At 68.4% G+C, this 17860-nt stretch carries 16 protein-coding genes; 6 read left to right on the top strand and 10 right to left on the bottom strand.

Annotation, left to right across the window (positions count from 1 at the left end; all coding sequences use genetic code 11):
• Positions 1-62 precede the first annotated feature (62 nt).
• From FN976_RS05055 to tldD, 4 genes are read left to right on the top strand one after another with little or no spacing between them, the layout of a single operon-like run.
• Positions 63-1637: an ABC transporter substrate-binding protein gene (locus FN976_RS05055; protein WP_145891648.1), complete on the top strand. Its 1575-nt coding sequence runs from the start codon at positions 63-65 to the stop codon at positions 1635-1637.
• Positions 1607-3133 carry a sensor histidine kinase gene (locus FN976_RS05050; protein ID WP_145891646.1) on the top strand — a complete coding sequence of 509 codons (1527 nt, stop codon included), beginning with the start codon at positions 1607-1609 and terminating at the stop codon, positions 3131-3133. The genes FN976_RS05055 and FN976_RS05050 overlap by 31 nt, the downstream gene beginning before the upstream one ends.
• The gene (locus FN976_RS05045; RefSeq protein WP_145891644.1) at positions 3130-5214 is read left to right on the top strand and encodes a protein kinase domain-containing protein; all 2085 of its coding nucleotides are present in this window, start codon (positions 3130-3132) and stop codon (positions 5212-5214) included. The genes FN976_RS05050 and FN976_RS05045 overlap by 4 nt, the downstream gene beginning before the upstream one ends.
• Before the next feature lie 46 nt (positions 5215-5260).
• On the top strand, positions 5261-6721 hold the full coding sequence (gene tldD / locus FN976_RS05040; RefSeq protein WP_145891642.1) for a metalloprotease TldD: 1461 nt from the start codon (positions 5261-5263) through the stop codon (positions 6719-6721).
• A 277-nt stretch (positions 6722-6998) separates the two neighbouring features.
• Here the strand turns inward: tldD and FN976_RS05035 are convergent, their stop codons facing one another.
• The 6 genes from FN976_RS05035 to aroC all read right to left on the bottom strand — a co-directional run bounded on the left by FN976_RS05035 (position 6999) and on the right by aroC (position 12617).
• On the bottom strand, positions 6999-7655 hold the full coding sequence (locus tag FN976_RS05035; RefSeq protein ID WP_145891640.1) for a DsbA family oxidoreductase: 657 nt from the start codon (positions 7653-7655) through the stop codon (positions 6999-7001).
• 35 nt (positions 7656-7690) lie between these two features.
• Positions 7691-8692 carry an SDR family oxidoreductase gene (locus FN976_RS05030; RefSeq protein ID WP_145891638.1) on the bottom strand — a complete coding sequence of 334 codons (1002 nt, stop codon included), beginning with the start codon at positions 8690-8692 and terminating at the stop codon, positions 7691-7693.
• 87 nt (positions 8693-8779) lie between these two features.
• Positions 8780-9805 carry an aldo/keto reductase gene (locus FN976_RS05025; RefSeq protein ID WP_145891636.1) on the bottom strand — a complete coding sequence of 342 codons (1026 nt, stop codon included), beginning with the start codon at positions 9803-9805 and terminating at the stop codon, positions 8780-8782.
• Between the two features lie 4 nt (positions 9806-9809).
• A complete protein-coding gene (locus FN976_RS05020) occupies positions 9810-10256 on the bottom strand; it encodes a signal peptide prediction (RefSeq protein ID WP_255440137.1) in 447 nt (148 codons plus the stop codon).
• Positions 10257-10316: 60 nt separating this feature from the next.
• Positions 10317-11516 (bottom strand): MFS transporter, encoded by a 1200-nt coding sequence (locus FN976_RS05015; protein ID WP_145891634.1) that lies wholly within the window; start codon positions 11514-11516, stop codon positions 10317-10319.
• Between the two features lie 3 nt (positions 11517-11519).
• Positions 11520-12617, bottom strand: coding sequence for a chorismate synthase (gene aroC / locus FN976_RS05010; protein WP_145891632.1), 1098 nt, complete (start codon positions 12615-12617; stop codon positions 11520-11522).
• 85 nt (positions 12618-12702) lie between these two features.
• Here aroC and FN976_RS05005 point away from each other — a divergent pair, with 85 nt between their 5' ends.
• Positions 12703-13125 (top strand): cupin domain-containing protein, encoded by a 423-nt coding sequence (locus FN976_RS05005; RefSeq protein ID WP_145891630.1) that lies wholly within the window; start codon positions 12703-12705, stop codon positions 13123-13125.
• Positions 13126-13128: 3 nt separating this feature from the next.
• Here the strand turns inward: FN976_RS05005 and FN976_RS05000 are convergent, their stop codons facing one another.
• Positions 13129-13785, bottom strand: a complete 657-nt coding sequence (locus tag FN976_RS05000; protein WP_145891628.1) for a glutathione S-transferase — start codon at positions 13783-13785, stop codon at positions 13129-13131.
• Positions 13786-13924: 139 nt separating this feature from the next.
• Between FN976_RS05000 and FN976_RS04995 the strand changes: the two genes are divergently transcribed.
• Positions 13925-15136 carry a polyhydroxyalkanoate depolymerase gene (locus tag FN976_RS04995; RefSeq protein ID WP_145891625.1) on the top strand — a complete coding sequence of 404 codons (1212 nt, stop codon included), beginning with the start codon at positions 13925-13927 and terminating at the stop codon, positions 15134-15136.
• Here FN976_RS04995 and FN976_RS04990 read toward each other — a convergent pair.
• The 3 genes from FN976_RS04990 to FN976_RS04980 all read right to left on the bottom strand — a co-directional run bounded on the left by FN976_RS04990 (position 15133) and on the right by FN976_RS04980 (position 17850).
• Positions 15133-16203, bottom strand: coding sequence for a hypothetical protein (locus FN976_RS04990; RefSeq protein WP_145891623.1), 1071 nt, complete (start codon positions 16201-16203; stop codon positions 15133-15135). The two genes, FN976_RS04995 and FN976_RS04990, sit on opposite strands and share 4 nt — an antisense overlap.
• 82 nt (positions 16204-16285) lie before the next feature.
• Positions 16286-16771: a glycine zipper domain-containing protein gene (locus FN976_RS04985; RefSeq protein ID WP_145891621.1), complete on the bottom strand. Its 486-nt coding sequence runs from the start codon at positions 16769-16771 to the stop codon at positions 16286-16288.
• 119 nt (positions 16772-16890) lie between these two features.
• On the bottom strand, positions 16891-17850 hold the full coding sequence (locus tag FN976_RS04980) for a Bug family tripartite tricarboxylate transporter substrate binding protein (protein WP_186510749.1): 960 nt from the start codon (positions 17848-17850) through the stop codon (positions 16891-16893).
• Between the last annotated feature and the right edge of the window lie 10 nt (positions 17851-17860).

Raw genomic sequence — 17860 nt, 5'->3', positions numbered from 1 at the left:
CGCGCGGTGGCGCGGCGCCCGCCGTTCCCACAATGGCTCCCACCCAACCTTCGGGAGCCGCCATGACCCTTCGTTTCGCCGCCATCCTGTTCCTGGCCGGCCTTGCCGCCGCCGCGAACGCCCAGACGCTGCGCTGGTCCAGCCAGGGCGATGCCCAGACCCTGGACCCGCATTCGCAGAACGAACTGCTCACCAACTCGATCAACGGCCAGGTCTACGACACCCTGGTGGCGCGCGACAAGCAGCTGAACATCGTGCCCAGCCTGGCGACCGAATGGTCGCAGGTGAACCCGACGCTTTGGCGCATGAAGCTGCGCGGCGGCGTCAAGTTCCACGACGGGGCACCGTTCGGCGCGGACGACGTGGTCTTCTCGATCGTGCGCGCGCAGCACGCAGCCTCGCCGTTCCGGGCCTACGCCATGGCCATGGGCGCGCCGCGCAAGGTGGATGACCTCACCGTCGAATTCGTCCTCCAGCAGTTCAACCCGATCTTCCTGCAGCATGCGTCGCTCGTGTTCATCATGAACAAGGCATGGACCGAGAAGAACAACGCCGCCGCCCCGCAGGATTTCAAGAACCGGGAGGACAAGTACACGGTGCTCAACGCCAACGGCACGGGGCCGTTCGTGCTGGTCTCGCGCCGGCCGGACCAGCGCACGGTGTTCAAGCGCAACCCGGCGTATTGGGGGCGAATCGAAGGCAACCTGCAGGAGGTGGTGTACACGCCCGTGGGGAGCGACGCGACGCGCACCGCGGCCCTGATCTCCGGCGAGCTCGATTTCGTGCTCGATCCCTCGCCGCAGGACGTGCCCAAGTTGCGCGCCACCCAGGGGGTGAAGGTGGTCGACGGCGTCGAGAACCGCGCCATCTTCATCGGCATGGACCAGGCCCGCGACGAGCTCCTGTACAGCAGCGTCAAGGGCAAGAACCCGTTCAAGGACGTCCGGGTGCGCCGCGCGCTGTACCACGCCGTGGACATCGAGGCGATGCGCTCGCGCCTGATGCGCGGCCAGGCGTTGCCCACGGGCTCGATCACGCCGTCGCCCCTCGGCGGCTACAACGACCCGGACATCGAGAAGCGCCTGCCGTTCGACCTGGCGCGCGCCCGCGCCCTGATGGCCGAGGCGGGCTATCCCCAGGGCTTCGAAGTGCAGCTGGATTGCCCCAACAACCGCTACATCAACGACGAGGAGATCTGCGTGGCGCTGGCCGGGATGTGGTCGCAGATCGGCGTCAAGGTGAAGGTGGTGGCGCAGCCCCGGGCCAACTACTTCCCGAAGGCGGAGAAGCTCGACGTGTCGATGTACATGCTGGGCTGGGGTGGCGCCATCACCGACGCCGAAACCACGCTCACGCCCATCATGCGGTCGCGCGGCGAAGGCGGCGTGGGCTACTACAACTGGGGCAACCACAAGAACCCCAAGCTCGACGAGCTCGCGGTTGCTTCCGGCAAGGAGCCCGATGCGGGGAAGCGCGAGCAGTTGATCAAGGCGGCCCTGCGCGAGCACAATGAACAGGTGCACCACCTCCCCCTGCACCGGCAGGTGATCCCCTGGGCCGCGCGCAGCAACGTGAACGTCGTGCACCGCGCGGACAATTGGCTCGAATGGCAGTGGATCACCGTGGCACCTCGTTAGGCACCGTGCCCGACGTGCAGGCCGGCTCGCTGGAGCTGGCGGCGGACCTGCGCCGCTACCGGACGATGGTCGAGCACGCGGTCGAGGGCATCGCGGTCGGCCAGGGCGGCGCCATCCGTTTTGCCAACCAGCAATGCCTGGCCCTGCTGGGCGTGACCGCCGAACAGGCCGGCGGCCGCCCGATGATCGAATACGTGCACCCCGACGACCGGGCGATGGTGGCCCGGCTGCGCGACCGCCGTACCGTCGGTGAAGCGGTGCCGGCGTACGAGGCGCGCTTCCTGCGCGACGACGGGGGTGTGCGCTGGGTCGAGATCAACGGCGTCGTGATCGAATGGGAAGGCGCGCCCGCCAACCTGTTCTTCCTGAAGGACACCACCGAGCGGCATGCGCTGGACGAAGCGCTCAAGAAGGCCCTGGCCGAGCGCGAGGCGATCCTGCAGACCGCGACCGTCGGCGTCTGCTTCCTGGTCGAACGCCGCCACCAATGGCTCAACCGCACCCTGGCAGCCATGCTGGGCTATGAGCCCGCCGAACTCCTCGGCCAGGAAACCAGGATCCACTATGCCAGCGACGCGGACTTCGAGCGCGTCGGCGCCGAGGCCTACCGGCGCATCGCCGCGACCGGCCGCTACAGCGGCGAAGTGCGCATGCGCCGCAAGGACGCGAGCCTGTTGTGGGTGCAGATCGATGGCACCGCGGTGACCCAGGATGGGGTGGAGGGCACGGTCTGGACTTATGTGGACGTGACCGGGCGCATCCAGGCCGCCCAGGAAAAGGACAAGGCGCTGGCCCGTGAGCGCGAACTGGGCGAGATCAAGACCAAGCTGCTGTCCATGGCCTCGCACGAGTTCCGCACGCCGCTGGCCGCCATCCTCTCGTCGGCCGAACTGATCGAGCACTACGGCGACAAGATCGGCGCGGACGAACAGCGCGGGATCATGGGCGACCTGGTCGCCGCGGCGAAGCGGATGCAACTGATGCTGGAAGACATGCTGACGCTGGGCAAGGCGGAGGCCGGGCGCCTGACCTTCCAGCCCCGGCCGACCGACCTGGAGAGCCTGTGCCGGCAGGCCGTGGCCGAGGTCCGGTCGGCGCAGCCGCGGCATTTGCTGGTGCTGCGGGCCGGCGCGGCGGGGGTGCGCGCAGTCGATGCCCGGCTGGTCCAGTACATCCTGGCCAACCTGCTGTCCAACGGGTGCAAGTACTCACCTGAGGGAACGGAAGTGGCCCTGGCCATGGAATGCGGAGAGACCTCACTCAAGCTGCAGGTGAGTGACTCCGGCATCGGGATCGCCGAGGAGGACCTGCCCCATCTGTTCGAAAGTTTCCGGCGCGGCGCGAACGTCGGTCACCGGCCTGGATCCGGCCTGGGGCTTGCCATCGTGAAGCGCTGCGTCGAACTCCATGGCGGGGAAATCCGGGTCATCAGTAAACTAGGGGCAGGCAGCATGTTCAGCGTCACCTTGCCGCTACCGCCTGTTGAGCGCCCATGACCACCATCCTGATCGTCGAGGACGACGACGCGATCCGCAACAACATCGCCCGGCTGCTGAAGCTCGAGGGCTATGAAATCGCGACCGCCATCAATGGGCGCGAGGGGCTGGAACGCGTCCGGCAGCTGCATCCGGACCTGGTCATCTCCGACATCAGCATGCCCGAGATGGACGGCTTCGCGTTGCTGGAGGCCGTGCGCGCCGACGCCCTGATCGCGAACACCTGCGTGATGCTGCTCACCGCCCTGGACGACCGGGCCAGCATGCGGCGCGGCATGACGGCGGGGGCCGACGACTACCTGGCCAAGCCTTTCACGCGGGTCGAGCTGCTGGAAGCCCTGGAGGGCCTGCTGAAGAAGCGCGGACGCATCGCCGACTCCATCCAGTACGCCGTGCAGGTGCGGGAAGACCACCTGCGCCAGGCCTTCACCGAAAGCCTGGGCGGCAACCGGGTGCCGGACAAGTTCGGCCTGGAAGCGCCCGAAGGCGCCATCACCGACCAGGTGATCGAGGCGACGGTGCTGTTCTCGGACATCCGCAACTTCACCTCGCTCGCCGAGAAGCTGGAGTCCAGCGAAGTGGCCGAACTCCTGACGCAGTATTTCGAGCGGACGGCCGAGCCGGTGCTGACCAACGGCGGCCGCCACCTGAAGTTCATCGGCGACGGGCTGATGGCGGTGTTCGCGGACACCGCGGGCGGCTCGCCGATTCCAGCGGCACGCCGGGCGGTCTCGGCGGCCCTCGCGATGGCCCTGGCCACCCATGAATTCCGCAGCTGGCTCGACCAGCGTTTCGGCGAGCGCGGCCTCCCGCCCTTCGCCATCGGGGTGGGGCTGCATTCCGGCGAGGTCACCATCTGCCGGCTGGGCACGATCCAGAACAAGGAAACCACCCCGATCGGCGACACGGTGAACACGGCGGCGCGGCTCGAGGCGGCCAGCAAGGAGCTGGGCTGGACGGTGGTGGCGAGCAACGCCACCCTCACGCGCGCTGGCGATGGCGTGCAGACCAGCGGAATGACGTCGCTGGCGGTGCGCGGTCGGCACGGCTACGTGGACGTCGCGGAAATCGTCGGCCTGGTCACCAACCTGGAAGACAAGCAGCACGGCATGGCCACGCTGACCGAGCGCGCGGCGGAGATCCGGGCGGCGGTGCAGGTCAACTCCGAGATCACGGCGCGCGCGGTGAAGGGGGCGCTCAAGAGCAAGCTGACCTCGCTGATGGACGCGCAGTTCCAGCCGGGTGAGGCGCCGCTCAGGCTCAAGGGCTACCGCCTGAGCCGCAAGATCGGCTCCGGGGGCATGACCGAGGTCTACCTGGCCATCCGGGAAGACGACGGCCTGCCGGTGGTGCTGAAGGTGCTGGATGCGGCGGGCAAGGCCACCAGCGAGCACCTGTCGCGCTTCATCCAGGAATACACGCTGCTGTCGCGCATCGTCGATCCGCACGTGATCCGCATCTACGACCAAGGCTTCACCGACGACCACGCCTACATCGCCATGGAGTATTTCGAGCGTGGCGACCTGCGTTCGGAACTCAACGCGGGCATGAACCAGAAACGGGTGCTGGCCGTCATCAGCCAGGTGGCGATGGCGCTCGACGCGATCCACGAGCGCGGCATCATCCACCGCGACCTGAAACCCGAGAACATCATGCTGCGGCCCGACGGCTCCGTGGCGCTGGCCGACTTCGGCGTGGCCAAGTCGATGCTGGCCGCCGAGAACATGGCACTCACGCAGACCCGCCACGGCGACGTCGTGGGCACGCCGTACTACCTGAGCCCCGAACAGGTGGCCGGCCATGCCATCACCCCGGCGACCGACATGTACAGCCTGGGCGTGATGATGTACGAGATGCTGGCCGGCGAACGGCCTTTCCGGGCCGATTCGCTGGACCTGCTGCTGGCGCGGCACTTGAGCGCGCCGACGCCCATGCTGCCGCTGGAGCACGAGGGCCTGCAGCCGGTCGTCGAGAAGCTCATGGCCAAGAACCCGGCCGACCGCTATCCGACCGCGCGGTCGCTGCTGGACGACCTGGCGCAGCGCCCACTGCTGAGAACCGTGGCCGGCCCCGCCGCCTGAACCCCTGCTTACCCGCCGAGAACGGGCCCCGGCCTAGAATCAGGCCATGATCTCCCGCGAACCCACCATCGAACGCCTGGCCACGGCCCGCGCGCTGCTGCTCGAACCCTTCGGCCTCGACGAAACGCACCTCGTGCGGGCGCTGGCGGAGATCCGCGCGCACAAGGTGGATGACGCGGACCTGTATTTCCAGTACACGCGCAGCGAGGGCTGGAGCCTGGAAGAGGGCATCGTCAAGACCGGCAGCTTCAGCATCGACCAGGGCGTCGGCGTGCGCGCGGTGAGCGGCGAAAAGACGGCTTTCGCGTATTCCGACGACATCTCCGAGGCCTCGCTGCTGGACGCGGCGCGGACCGTGCGCACCATCGCGGCGGCGGCCAAGGGTGCCCGGGTCAAGGTGCCTTCGCCCCGGGTCGCGGGCAGCCGATCGCTTTACAACGGGGTGGATCCCATCGCCTCGCTGGACAGCACGGCCAAGGTCAAGCTGCTGGAGAAGGTCGAACAACTCGCGCGCAAGAAGGACCCGCGAGTGGTGCAAGTCATGGCCGGCCTGGCCAGCGAATACGACGTGGTGCTGGTGGCGCGCGCCGACGGCACCATGGCCGCGGACGTGCGGCCCCTCGTGCGCCTGTCGGTCACGGTGATCGCCGAGCAGAACGGCCGCCGCGAGATGGGTTCCGGCGGCGGGGGCGGCCGGTTCGGCCTGGCCTACTTCGACGACGAGCACCTGGAAGGCTACGTCAAGGATGCCGTGCATGCGGCGCTGACCAACCTGGAATCGCGCCCGGCCCCCGCCGGCGAGATGACCGTGGTCCTCGGCCCGGGCTGGCCCGGCATCCTGCTGCACGAGGCCGTGGGCCACGGGCTGGAGGGCGATTTCAACCGCAAGGGCTCCAGCGCCTTTGCCGGCCGCATCGGCCAACGCGTCGCCGCCAAAGGCGTGACCGTGCTGGACGACGGCACGATCGCCGACCGCCGCGGCTCGCTGAACGTGGACGACGAGGGCAACACCAGCCAGCGCAACGTGCTGATCGAGGATGGCATCCTGCGCGGCTACATCCAGGACTCGCTGAACGCCCGGCTCATGGGCGTGGCGCCCACCGGCAACGGCCGTCGCGAGAGCTACGCGCACATCCCCATGCCGCGGATGACCAACACGTACATGCTGGGCGGCGATCGCGACCCGGCCGAGATCGTGGCCAGCATCGAGAAGGGCCTGTTCGCCAGCAACTTCGGCGGCGGACAGGTGGACATCACCTCCGGCAAGTTCGTCTTCTCCGCCAGCGAGGCCTATTGGGTCGAAAAGGGCAAGATCCAGTACCCGGTGAAGGGCGCCACCATCGTCGGCAACGGGCCGGATGCGCTCACCCGCGTCACCATGATCGGCAACGACATGAAGCTGGATACCGGCGTGGGCACCTGCGGCAAGGAAGGCCAGAGCGTGCCGGTCGGCGTGGGGCAGCCGACGTTGCGGATCGACGGGTTGACCGTGGGCGGCACGGCCTAGGAGCCTGGGCGGCAGAGAAACGGGCCTGCGCCGGCACCTGAATCAGCGCCAGGCTAGGCGCGGCCGACGCCGTGTGCTTTCGCACTCAAGGAGGCCGTAACGACGCATGGCGCTGATTCAGGTACCGGCCCGAAGGGTTGGGCCGAGAACAGGGCTCATGCGTCGTTCCGGTCACGGGTCAAGACGGCCAGTCTTGACCCGCGACCGCGCCTAGCCTGAGCCCTGTTCTCGGCCCAACGCAGGCCCGTTTCTCTGCCGCCCAGGCTCCTAGCGCTGGCTATTCGCCTTGCGCCGCGAGCTGGCGCAGCGCCTGCTCGAACATCTCGGGCGGCTGCCCGCCCTGGATCAGGTGCCGGTCGTTGATGATCACGGAGGGCACGGCCCGGATGCCGAGCGACTGGAAGTGCTGTTCGGTGGCCCGCACTTCCTGGGCGTAGCGCCCCTCCTTCAGCACGGTCTCGCCTTCCGCGCGGTCCAACCCGGCTTGCGTCACCGCATCCAGCAGGACGGCCTGGTCTTCCATGCTGCGGCCCTGGCCGTGATAGGCCTCCAGCAGCGCCATCTTCAGCTTGCGCTGGACATCCGCGCCCTGCAACCCGGCCCAGTGCAGCAGCCGATGCGCATCGAAGGTGTTGTAGACGCGGCCGCGGCCCTCCTTGCGGAAGCTGAAGCCGACCTCCTCGCCGCGCTTGCGGATCCCTTCGCGCGCCACCGCCTGCTGCTCGGCCGTCGACCCGTACTTCTGCGTGAGGTGCTCGGTCACGTCCTGGCCGCCGGGCGGCATGTCCGGGTTCAGCTCGAACGGCTGGAAGTGCATCTCGACGGCGACCTCGCCGTCGAGCTTGCGCAGCGCGGTCTCCAGCGAGGCCAGGCCGACGGCGCACCAGGGGCACGCGACGTCGGAGACGAAATCGATCTTGAGGGTCTGGGGCATCCCCGGATGCTAGCCGCCGCGGAAAGTCCCTGCTCTCAGCTCCCCACTTTGCCGGTCACCGGCAGGACGATGCCCGTGATGTAGCTGGCGCAGCTCGGCGCGGCCAGGAACACGTAGGCGGGCGACAGCTCCTCGGGCTGGGCGGGCCGCTTGAAATCGGTCTGCTTGCCGAACTCGGTGATCTCCTCGGCGCTGCGGTCGGCGGGGTTGAGCGGCGTCCACACCGGGCCGGGCGCCACCGCATTCACGCGGATGCCCTTCTCGATCAGGCTGGAGGCGAGCGACATGGTGAAGGCGTGGATGGCGCCCTTGGTCGCCGAATAGTCCAGCAGCTCCTTGCTGCCCTTCAAGCCCACCACCGAGCCGGTGTTGATGATGCAGGCGCCCTGCTTCAGGTGCGGCAAGGCGGCGCGCGCCATGTAGAAGTAGCCGTAGATGTTGGTCTTGAAGGTTTCGTCGAGCCGCTCGTCGGTGATGTCTTCCAGGGCATGCGCATGCAGCTGGAAGGCGGCGTTGTTCACCAGGATGTCGAGGCGGTCGAACTCTTCCACGGTTTTCTCGACCGACTGCTTGCAGAACGCCGGATCCTTCACGTCACCGGCGATCAGCAGGCACTGGCGGCCTTCCTGTTCCACGTACCTTTTGGTCTCTTCCGCATCCTCGTGCGAGCTGAGGTAGACGATGGCGACGTCCGCGCCCTCGCGCGCGTACAGCACGGCCACCGAGCGGCCGATGCCGGAGTCGCCGCCGGTGATGAGCGCGACCATACCTTTGAGCTTGCCGCTGCCGCGGTAGTCGGGTGCCAGGAAGCGCGGCTTGAGGTCCATGTCGGCTTCGAGGCCGGGCTTCTGCAGGTGTTGCGCGGGGAGTTCGTCCGGCTGCTTGCGTGCGCTGGTCTGCACGGCGGGCTTTTCCTTGGCACCGCCGGATTCTCCTTGCGCGGGTTCCTTGCGGTCCTGCTCGCGCTGCAACTCGCGTTGCTTCTCGACCGTGTCCTTCGCGTCCTTGTTGTCCTTGGCTTTGGGCTTGTCTTGCATTCTGCGGCTCCTGGTTAGCCGCCCATGCTCGGTCCCCCTCAGGACACCGCGTCGCCGACAAATGCGAACACCCGCGTCGGACGATGCCTACACGTGACCCAGAATCGGGTGCGGCCGGTACGGGGCTTCGAGCGCGCGGACTTCGTCGTCGGTGAGCGTCACGTCGAGGGCCGCCACGGCCTGGTCGAGCTGGTAGGTCTTGCTCGCCCCGACGATCGGCGCCGTCACGCCCTTGCGCAGCAGCCAGGCATAGGCGAGCGTCGCGTTGCTCACCCCCTTGGCCTGTGCCGCCGCCGTCAGCGCCTCCACCACCTGGAAATCGCTGTCGCGGTAGTAGTAGTTCTGCGCGATGTCGTCGGTCTTGGCGCGCGCGGTTGCGCCCGCGTCCTTGTCCTGCGCCTTGCGGTTGCCGGCCAGGAAGCCGCGGGCGAGCGGGCTCCAGGGGATCAACGCCACGCCCTGGTCGCGGCACAACGGGATCATCTCGCGCTCTTCCTCGCGGTACGCCAGGTTGTAGTGGTTCTGCATGCTGGCGAAGGCGGTGAAGCCGCGCTCCTTCGCGATCTGCTGCATCTTCGCGAACTGCCAGGCGTACATGCTGGAAGCGCCGATGTAGCGCACCTTGCCGGCCTTCACCACGTCGTGCAGCGCCTCCATGATCTCGTCCATCGACGTGTCGGGGTCGAGCCGGTGGATCTGGTAGAGGTCGATGTAGTCGGTGCCGAGCCGCTGCAGGCTCTGGTCGACCGCGTGGAAGATCCGCTTGCGCGACAGGCCGTCCATGTTGGGCCGGCGGTCGGGCTTGGCGGCCGCCGAGGCGCCGCCCTTGAAGCCGAGGTCGACCGGGTAGTAGACCTTGGTGGCGATGACGACTTCTTCCCGCTGGCAGAACTCGCGGATGAACTTGCCGGTGAGCACCTCGCTCTCGCCGCCCGAGTACATGTCGGCGGTGTCGAAGAAGTTGATGCCGAGCTCCACCGCGTGGCGCACCACCGGCCGCGCGGCCTCCTCGGTCATCACCCAGGGCCGCCAGGCCGGCGTGCCATAAGTCATCATGCCCAGGCAGATGCGCGAGACTTTCAGGCCGGTGCGGCCGAGACGGGTGGTTTGCATGGGGTTAGCCTTGGCGGTCGGCCGCGCGCGCGCGCGCCTCGCGCTCGAAGTGGTTCTCGATGTAGGGGTTGCGGCCGCGCAGCAACTGCACGAGGCTGGATGCGAAATACGCCGGCAGGAACAGCGGCCCCCAGCGCTCGTACTGGCGCACGTGCACCTGCTCGTGCTGCCGCAGTTCCGCCAATGCCATCCGGTCGACGGCCAGGATGACGTGCCCCAGCGTCATCGCCGAAAAGGCCAAGGGCGGCGGCAGTCGCGACAGGACCGCCCCGAACCGCCCGCCGGCGAATTCCAGCGTGCCGGCCCGGCGTTGCCAATGGGCCCCGCCCAACAACGCGAGCGCGCCCAGCAGCAGGCCGAGCGCCGAGTAGGGGGCGGCCCAGGCGTACTTGGCAAGGTGCAGCACGGTCTTCACAACCGTGATGATGACGCAGGCGGAAAAATCCTGCACTGCTCCCTCTCCCCGCCTGCGGGAGAGGGTTGGGGTGAGGGTCTTGGCGCGCCTCCACCCTCACCCCGGCCCTCTCCCGCCGGCGGGAGAGGGAGAAACAGCCTCAAGCCGGTTCACCCGCATCGCGCATGCCGTCCCCAGGGCGGCCAGCACCGTGGCGATGCCGAACATCGCCTCGAAGCCCCAGCGTGACGCGATGGCGCCGCCCGCCAGCACACCCAGCACGCCGCCGAACCCATACCCGACGACGGTGAACACCGCCTGGCCGCGTGCCCGCAGGCGTCCGGGGAAGTGCTTCGTCACCATGGCGATGCAGGCCGTGTGGTGGGCCGCGAAGGTCCAGGCGTGCAGCAGCTGGGCCAGGAACAAGGCGAAGAGCCAATCGCCCAGACCCGCGGTCATCGCCATCCGCAGCACCGCGGCGGCACCGCAGATGGCCAGCCAGCCCTCCATGGAGAAGCGGCCGATCAGGCGGCCCTGGGCGTAGAACCAGGCGATCTCGACCACCACGGAGACGGCCCAGAGCGCCCCGATGGTCGCCTTGCTGTAGCCCAGGGAATCGAGGTACAGGGAGTAGAAGCCGTAGATGGCGAAGTGCGCCATCACGTGGAAGAACAACGCGGCGAAAAACCAGCGCACCACCGGACGGCGCAGCACCGGGCCGACCGGCTCGCGCGCTTCGTGTGCGTGGCGCGGCTCGCGGGCGCTCGGCAGCCAGAGCGTGCACAGCAGCACGCCAGCCAGCGTCATCGCCGTCCAGGCCGGGAAGCTGGCCATGCCGTGCTGCTCGAACCAGGCACCGGCGGCGAACACGGTCACCATGAACCCGGCCGAGCCCCAGAGGCGTACCTTGCCGTAGCGGCCCCAGTCGCCGGCCACCAGGTTGGCCATGGCGGCCTCGGTCAGCGACATCATCGAGCTGGTGTTGGTGAACAGCAGGAGCAGCACCAGCGCGATCCACCAGGCACCACCGTCCACCCAGAGCCCCGCGGAGGCCGCCAGCGCCAGGACGGCGCTGATGCGCAGCAGCTTGACGCGCTCGCCGGTGTGGTCGCTGAGCGCGCCCCAGGCATACGGCGCGAACACGCGGGTGAACGACTGCACCGAGGCCAGCAGGCTGATGACGACGATGGGCAGGCCCTGCGCCTTCAGCCACAGCGGCAGATAGGGGTTGAAGAAGCCGATGTGCGCGAAGTAGGTCGCGGACAGCGCCGCGAACGGCACGAGCTGGCGGAGGCCCGCCGCCGCCGGCTGCGTCATGCGCTAGAGGAAGGAAGATCCGATGGGTTCGAGCGGCGCGCGCACATCGCCGCATTGCGCACGCTGCCGCAGCGCATGCTCGATCACCACCAGCGCCAGCAGCGCCTCGGCGATGGGCGTCGCGCGGATGCCGACGCAGGGGTCATGCCGGCCCTTGGTGACGATCTGCGTGGCCTGCCCCTGCATGTCGATAGTGTCGCGCGGCGTGATGATCGAGCTGGTGGGCTTGATCGCGATCGACACTTCCAGGTCCTGCCCGGTGCTGATGCCGCCCAGCGTGCCGCCGGCGTTGTTGCTGGCGAAGCCCTGCGGCGTGAGCGAGTCGCCATGCGTGGAACCGCGCTGGGTGACGCTGGCGAAGCCGGCGCCGATCTCCACGCCCTTCACCGCGTTCAGGCCCATCATGGCGTAGGCGATGTCGGCATCGAGCTTGTCGTACAGCGGCTCGCCCAGGCCCACCGGCACGCCGCTGGCCGTGACGCGGATGCGGGCGCCGCAGGAGTCGCCGGCCTTGCGCAGGCGGTCCATGTAGGCCTCGAGCTCCGACACATCGGCCACGGGGGCAAAGAACGGGTTGTTGGGCACGTGGTCCCAGCTCTCGAAACCGATCGCGACGTCGCCCACCTGCTGCATGCAGCCGCGGAAGACGGTGCCGTATTGCTGCTGCAGCCACTTTCTGGCGACCGCGCCGGCCGCGACCGTGGGGGCCGTCAGGCGCGCCGAGGAGCGGCCGCCGCCGCGCGGGTCGCGCAGGCCGTACTTCTGCAGGTAGGCGTAGTCGGCGTGCCCGGGCCGGAACTTCTGCCCGATCTCCGAATAGTCCTTGCTGCGCTGGTCGGTGTTGCGGATCAACAGGCAGATGGGCGTGCCCGTCGTCTTGCCTTCGTAGGTGCCCGAGAGGATCTCGACCTTGTCCTCTTCCTGCCGCTGTGTGACATGGCGGCTGGTGCCGGGGCGGCGCCGGTCGAGGTCGGGCTGGATGTCCGCCTCCGACAGTTCCATGCCGGGCGGGCAGCCGTCGATCACGCAGCCGATGGCGGGCCCATGCGATTCGCCGAAGTTGGTGACCGCGAACAGGGTGCCGAAGGTGTTGCCGCTCATGAGGGGGGATTATCCCAGAGGGCCGGGAACGGTTGATGCATGCGCACGGATGCGGTGCCGACCCGGCGCCGGATCAGGAGAAAGCATGCTGGATCGCACCAAGACCACGTTCTCTCACGTGAAGCCGACCGACACCGACTACGTGTCCGGCGGCCTCCGGGATTTCTTCCTCTACCGCGACCTCGGCGTCGCGGAGGCCACGCATGGCAAGGTCATCGCGCACCTCGTCAAGGCCAACATGGCACCGGAGAAGGGCACGGGCTGGCACCGCCATGAGGCGGAGTTCCAGATCGTGATCATGCTCAAGGGCTGGGCGAAGTTCATGTACGAGGACCAGGAGACGCTGGTTTCGGCCGGAGACTGCGTGCACCAGCGGCCCGGCATCCGGCACTTCCTGTTCGACTATTCGCCGGACATGGAATACTTGGAGATCGTCTCGCCGGCGGACTTCAAGACGGTCGATGTCGAGCCGGTTTGCGCGATCCCCGACCCGACGCCCTGGAAGTAGGGCTCAAAACTCGGCGTCCAACTCGTCGATTTCGTCCGGCTCCTTCTGCGCGGCGCTGACCCATTCCTGCATCGCGGGCAGTTCCATGACGCGCTTGCAATAGGCCGCGCAAGCCTTGTCCAGCGCCACGTCGTAGGTGAGGAACCGCGTCACCACCGGCGCGTACATCGCATCCGCGATGCAGGGCTGCTTGCCGAACAGGAAAGGGCCGCCGTACTTGCCGAAGCAGTCCTTCCAGATCGCCAGCACCCGGTCGATGTCGGCCTGGGCGCGTGACCAGATCTTGAAGTTGGGAAAGCGGGCCTTGATGTTCATCGGCAAGGCCCCGCGCATGGAGGCGAAGCCCGAATGCATCTCGCCGCAGATCGAGCGGCAGTGCGCCCGCGCCTTGGGGTCGGCCGGCATCAGGCCCGCCTTCGGCTTGATCTCGTTCAGGTATTCGCCGATGGCCATCGAGTCCCAGACCTCGATGCCGTTGTGCTTCAGCGCCGGCACCAGCACCGACGAAGAGAGCAGCAGCATTTCGGCCTTCATCGCCGGGTCATCCGGGGAAATCACCTTCTCGGTGAAATCCAGGCCGGCCAGCCGGGCCATGAGCCAGCCCCGCAGGGCCCAGGCGCCGTAGTTCTTGCTGCTGATCGTCAGGACGGCCTTGGCCATGGGTGCGAGCTCCAATGCGGGGCCGTGTCGTCCCCTTGGCAGGGCATCACGCAAGCGTTGTGCCAGTCCGGTGCGCCCTGGTCTGAACCCTGGCCCGCAACTTGCCTGCCTTGGTGCATTCACCGGCGGAAGGCCACGCATGCTCTATCACGCCTACCAGGCCCAGACGGACCTGCTCTCACCGCTGCGACTGTTCGCGCAGCACCAGAGCGCGCTGTTCTGGTTCGGCAACACGGAGGGCTGGCCGCTGCGCAAGATCTCCGCGGCGCTCGACGTGTTCTCACGCATGCGCCTCACCCACAGCCGGCCGGCGTACGGCATCCACACCGTCCGCTCCGGCGAGCAGGACATCCCGGTGGTCGAGGAACAGGCGCTCACCCTGCCCTTCGGCACGCTGCTGCGGTTCCGCAAGACCGGCGTCACCGGCCAGCCGCCGGTACTGCTGGTGGCCCCGCTCTCCGGCCACTTCTCGACCCTGCTGCGCGAAACAGCGCGCACCCTGCTGCAGCACCACGACGTCTACATCACCGACTGGCACAACGCGCGCGACGTCGCCCTGCGCGAAGGCGGCTTCGGCCTCGATGACTACGTCGACTACATGATGCGGTACCTGCGGCACATCGGGCCCGGCGCGCATGTGGTGGCAGTCTGCCAGCCTTGCGTCGCGGCACTCGCGGCGACAGCGCTGCTCGCCGAAGACGGCGACCCCGCCCAGCCCGCCAGCCTGACGCTGATGGCCGGCCCGGTGGATTGCCGTGTGAACCCGACGGGCGTGAACCAGTTGGCCACCAGCAAGCCGATCGGGTGGTTCGAGAAGAACCTGATCTCCCACGTCCCGCCGCCGCACAGGGGTCACCTGCGGCGCGTCTATCCCGGCTTCGTGCAGCTCAGTGCCTTCATGAGCATGAACCTCGAGCGGCACCAGCAGCAGTTCCGCAACCTGTACCAGCACCTGGTGGACGGCGAGGTCGACAAGGCCGACGTGATCCGCGTGTTCTACGACGAGTACTTCGCCGTGAACGATCTGCCGGCGGAGTTCTATCTCGAGACGGTGGAAAAGGTGTTCCAGACCTACGATCTCGCCGCCGGCAAACTCACCTGGCGCGGACGGCCCGTGCGGCCGGAGGCGATCCGCCGGACCTGGCTGTTCACGGTGGAAGGCGAGCGGGACGACATCTGCGCGGTGGGCCAGACCGTGGCCGCGCAGGACCTGTGCACGGGCATCCGCCCCTACATGAAGGTGCATCACATCCAGACGGGCGTGGGGCACTACGGGGTGTTCAGCGGACGCAAGTGGAACGGGCAGATCTATCCGCGGCTGCGGGAGGTGATCCACAACGCGCTCGGTTAGCGCGACGACGTGTCGCCCGCGTAGCGCAGCCCTCGAAGTTCGAGCTTCGGCCAGGTGGTCTTGCCATTCAACGTCGTCCCGGCCACCGACAGCCGCAGCAGCATGGCACCCGCGATGTCGTCGCAGCGGAAAGGCGCGCCGCCGATCTTCGCGAACACCTGCCGGACCGCCAGCGAGGGAATGTCGCAAGTGACGCCGCGACCCACCGCCTCCGAATGCAGGCGAACCGCGTTGCGGCCTTGGGCACGCCCGGTGAATTCGGCCTCCAGGCCCGGCATGGCGAGCGCCCCGTCGCCCAGCCGCACCTCGCCTTCGATCGCGGTCCGGTCCAGGATCTGGCGCGCCTGCGCGGTCAGGCCCAGGCCGGGTCCGTGGAGCGCCTGGCTCATCGTCGCCTCCGCGAACGCCTGCAGCAGGAGGGCCCCGCGGTCCGAGACCGCGCCCAGCAGCGCGCCGCGCTCCTCGAACTCCACCCCGGTCAGCGGTGTCACCGGGAACTGGTACAGGTAGCTGCGGCCGTTCGGCGCGTCGACGTAGATCCCGAGCCGGCTCACGCCCATGCGGGAGTCCGGGCCCACATGCTCGACGGTAGCGTCCTTGAAATCGATCCGGCCGTGCCGGACCGGCACCGTCACGTCGGCGTCGAACAGGAGGTGCGCGTCGATGATCTCGGCTCGGACGGTGCCATTCGCTTCGGCGAGTGGGCCGAGCTTCCAGGGGCCGGCACCGGCTGGCGCCGAAAAGCTGAGCGGCCCCTGCAGCGCCAGATCCGTCAGCTCGGCGCTGGCAGCCTCCAGCGCGATCAGTTCAGGTTTGGCTCCGTCCAGGCGCAGCTGACCCACGAGCCCCTGCACGACCAGGCGGCCCAGCGCCATGGTGTGCGGCCCGGAGGCCAGCTGGATCGAAGCGATCTCCAGGGTTCGCAGCCGCAATTCGTGCCTTCCGTCCGCCATGGCCCGCCAGGTCAAGCCTTCGAGTGCCATGCGGTTGGCGGCCTCCTGGCCGGCCGGCGGCAATTCCACCCCGCGCAGGAGCTTGGCGATCCAGGCAGCGACGGCGGCGTCCATGCAGCATCTTGGCAGATCCGGCCACGGCCGCACTGGTCAGGTGCGGGACCACTCCGGCCCGGGGCGGCCCCGGCTCACCGCGTCAGCGGCCGTCCTTGTCCGAGTCGCCGGGGATGGCACGCTCGGCCGCATTGCTCACCCGCTCCCAGGCGTCGCGCGCCGCCGGCCGGGCATGCTCCCACTCCAGCGACGAGCTGCCGCGCGCACGGCTCCAGTCGCGGCCCAGTTCCGGCTCGATCTCGTCGAACGTGCGGCTCGGGTTGCGGTTGTAGGATTCGACACCGGCCCGGTACGCGGGCTGGTAGTGGTCGAAGCCGACGTCCTTGCTGGCGTACGGCCGGGTCTGGTGGTTCTCGCGCCAGTAGCTGTCTTCGATGGCGGGGTCCGCCTTCCGCGCCATGACGGCACCGGCGACGGCGCCGACGGCCGCGCCGATCGCGGCGCCCACCGGCCCGGTCACACCGCCCGCCAGGGCGCCGGCGGTTGCCCCGCCCACCACGCCACCGGCCGCCGCCCCGCCCACGGCGCCCGCTGCCTTGCCTGCCGTCTTCTTCTCGGGATCGTTCATTTCAATTCCTTTCGTTGCGAAGGACTCACCATAGTCGCCACGCCGCGGCCGGGTCATGGCATCGCTGCCGACATGAACGTCAGCCGAAGCAGACCCAGCCATTCACCGCCTGGTTCTTCTCAATCGATGCGAATGCCCGCGCTTTCGACGAGCTTCCCCATCTCCTGCATTTCCTTGCGCACCAGGCGCTCGAAAGCCTCGGGCGAGGAGCCGACAGCCACCAGTTGCCGCGCGGCGAGCTGCCGCTGGAGCTCGGGCGTCTGCAAAGCCTGGGCGATGTCCAGTGAGATCCGCCCGGCCAGCGCCTTGTCCATGCCACCCGGCCCGATGACCCCGAAGTAGCTGCCCATGCTGTAGCCAGGTACGGACTCGCCGATCGCCGGCACATCAGGGAAGCCGGCCAGGCGCTTGTCGCCGGTGACGGCGACCAGGCGCAGCCTGCCCGCCTTCACCTGCTCCACCTCGGAGGAGACCGCGGCAAACATCAGCGACACGCGGCCGGCAAGCAGATCCAGTTCCGCCGAAGCCGCATTCTTGTAGGGCACGTGGAGCAGTTGCGTCCCGGTCTTGTGCGCCAGCAATTCACCGGCGAGGTGGGATCCGGTGCCGACGCCAGGCGTGGCGTAGGTCATGCTGCCCGGCTGCGCCTTGGCGAGTGCGATCAGCTCCGGCACGGTCTTCGCCGGCAATGAGGCATGGGCGAACAATCCCAGCGGAACGTCGACCATCACGCCGAGCATCGTGAGGTCCTTGAGCGTGTCGTACGGCAGCTTCTTTTTCATCAGCGCCGGGTTGATGCCGATGGCCGCAGTCACCAGCGCGATAGTGCACCCGTCCGGGGACGCCGCCGCCACGAGCTGGTTCGCCGCGACTCCGCCGGCCCCGGGCCGGTTGTCCACGATCACATTCTTGCCCCAGGCCTCGCCCAGCTTCGCCGCCACGGCACGCGCGATGCCGTCGGCGGAGGAGCCGGAGCCGGGAAAAGGAACGATGAATCTGACGGTACTGCCCGGGCACAAGGCCTGGGCCGAAGCCGCGAAGGGCACCAGCCCGGCCGCGGCCCCAACGGCAGCCGCCAACAGGCGGAAC

This window comes from Caenimonas sedimenti, assembly GCF_007833165.1.
Lineage (GTDB): Bacteria > Pseudomonadota > Gammaproteobacteria > Burkholderiales > Burkholderiaceae_C > Ramlibacter > Ramlibacter sedimenti.
The sequence above is the reverse complement of the archived record's forward strand: the minus strand, read 5'-3'. Positions and strand labels throughout refer to the sequence as shown.

Coding starts and splice junctions, on each gene's coding strand:
- FN976_RS05045 (WP_145891644.1), top strand. CDS start 3,130: ATGACCACCATCCTGATCGTCGAGGACGACGACGCGATCCGCAACAAC.
- FN976_RS05025 (WP_145891636.1), bottom strand. CDS start 9,805: ATGCAAACCACCCGTCTCGGCCGCACCGGCCTGAAAGTCTCGCGCATC.
- FN976_RS05015 (WP_145891634.1), bottom strand. CDS start 11,516: ATGACGCAGCCGGCGGCGGCGGGCCTCCGCCAGCTCGTGCCGTTCGCG.
- FN976_RS04995 (WP_145891625.1), top strand. CDS start 13,925: ATGCTCTATCACGCCTACCAGGCCCAGACGGACCTGCTCTCACCGCTG.
- FN976_RS05005 (WP_145891630.1), top strand. CDS start 12,703: ATGCTGGATCGCACCAAGACCACGTTCTCTCACGTGAAGCCGACCGAC.
- FN976_RS05000 (WP_145891628.1), bottom strand. CDS start 13,785: ATGGCCAAGGCCGTCCTGACGATCAGCAGCAAGAACTACGGCGCCTGG.
- FN976_RS05030 (WP_145891638.1), bottom strand. CDS start 8,692: ATGCAAGACAAGCCCAAAGCCAAGGACAACAAGGACGCGAAGGACACG.
- tldD (WP_145891642.1), top strand. CDS start 5,261: ATGATCTCCCGCGAACCCACCATCGAACGCCTGGCCACGGCCCGCGCG.
- FN976_RS04985 (WP_145891621.1), bottom strand. CDS start 16,771: ATGAACGATCCCGAGAAGAAGACGGCAGGCAAGGCAGCGGGCGCCGTG.
- aroC (WP_145891632.1), bottom strand. CDS start 12,617: ATGAGCGGCAACACCTTCGGCACCCTGTTCGCGGTCACCAACTTCGGC.
- FN976_RS04990 (WP_145891623.1), bottom strand. CDS start 16,203: ATGGACGCCGCCGTCGCTGCCTGGATCGCCAAGCTCCTGCGCGGGGTG.
- FN976_RS05050 (WP_145891646.1), top strand. CDS start 1,607: ATGGCAGTGGATCACCGTGGCACCTCGTTAGGCACCGTGCCCGACGTG.
- FN976_RS05035 (WP_145891640.1), bottom strand. CDS start 7,655: ATGCCCCAGACCCTCAAGATCGATTTCGTCTCCGACGTCGCGTGCCCC.
- FN976_RS05055 (WP_145891648.1), top strand. CDS start 63: ATGACCCTTCGTTTCGCCGCCATCCTGTTCCTGGCCGGCCTTGCCGCC.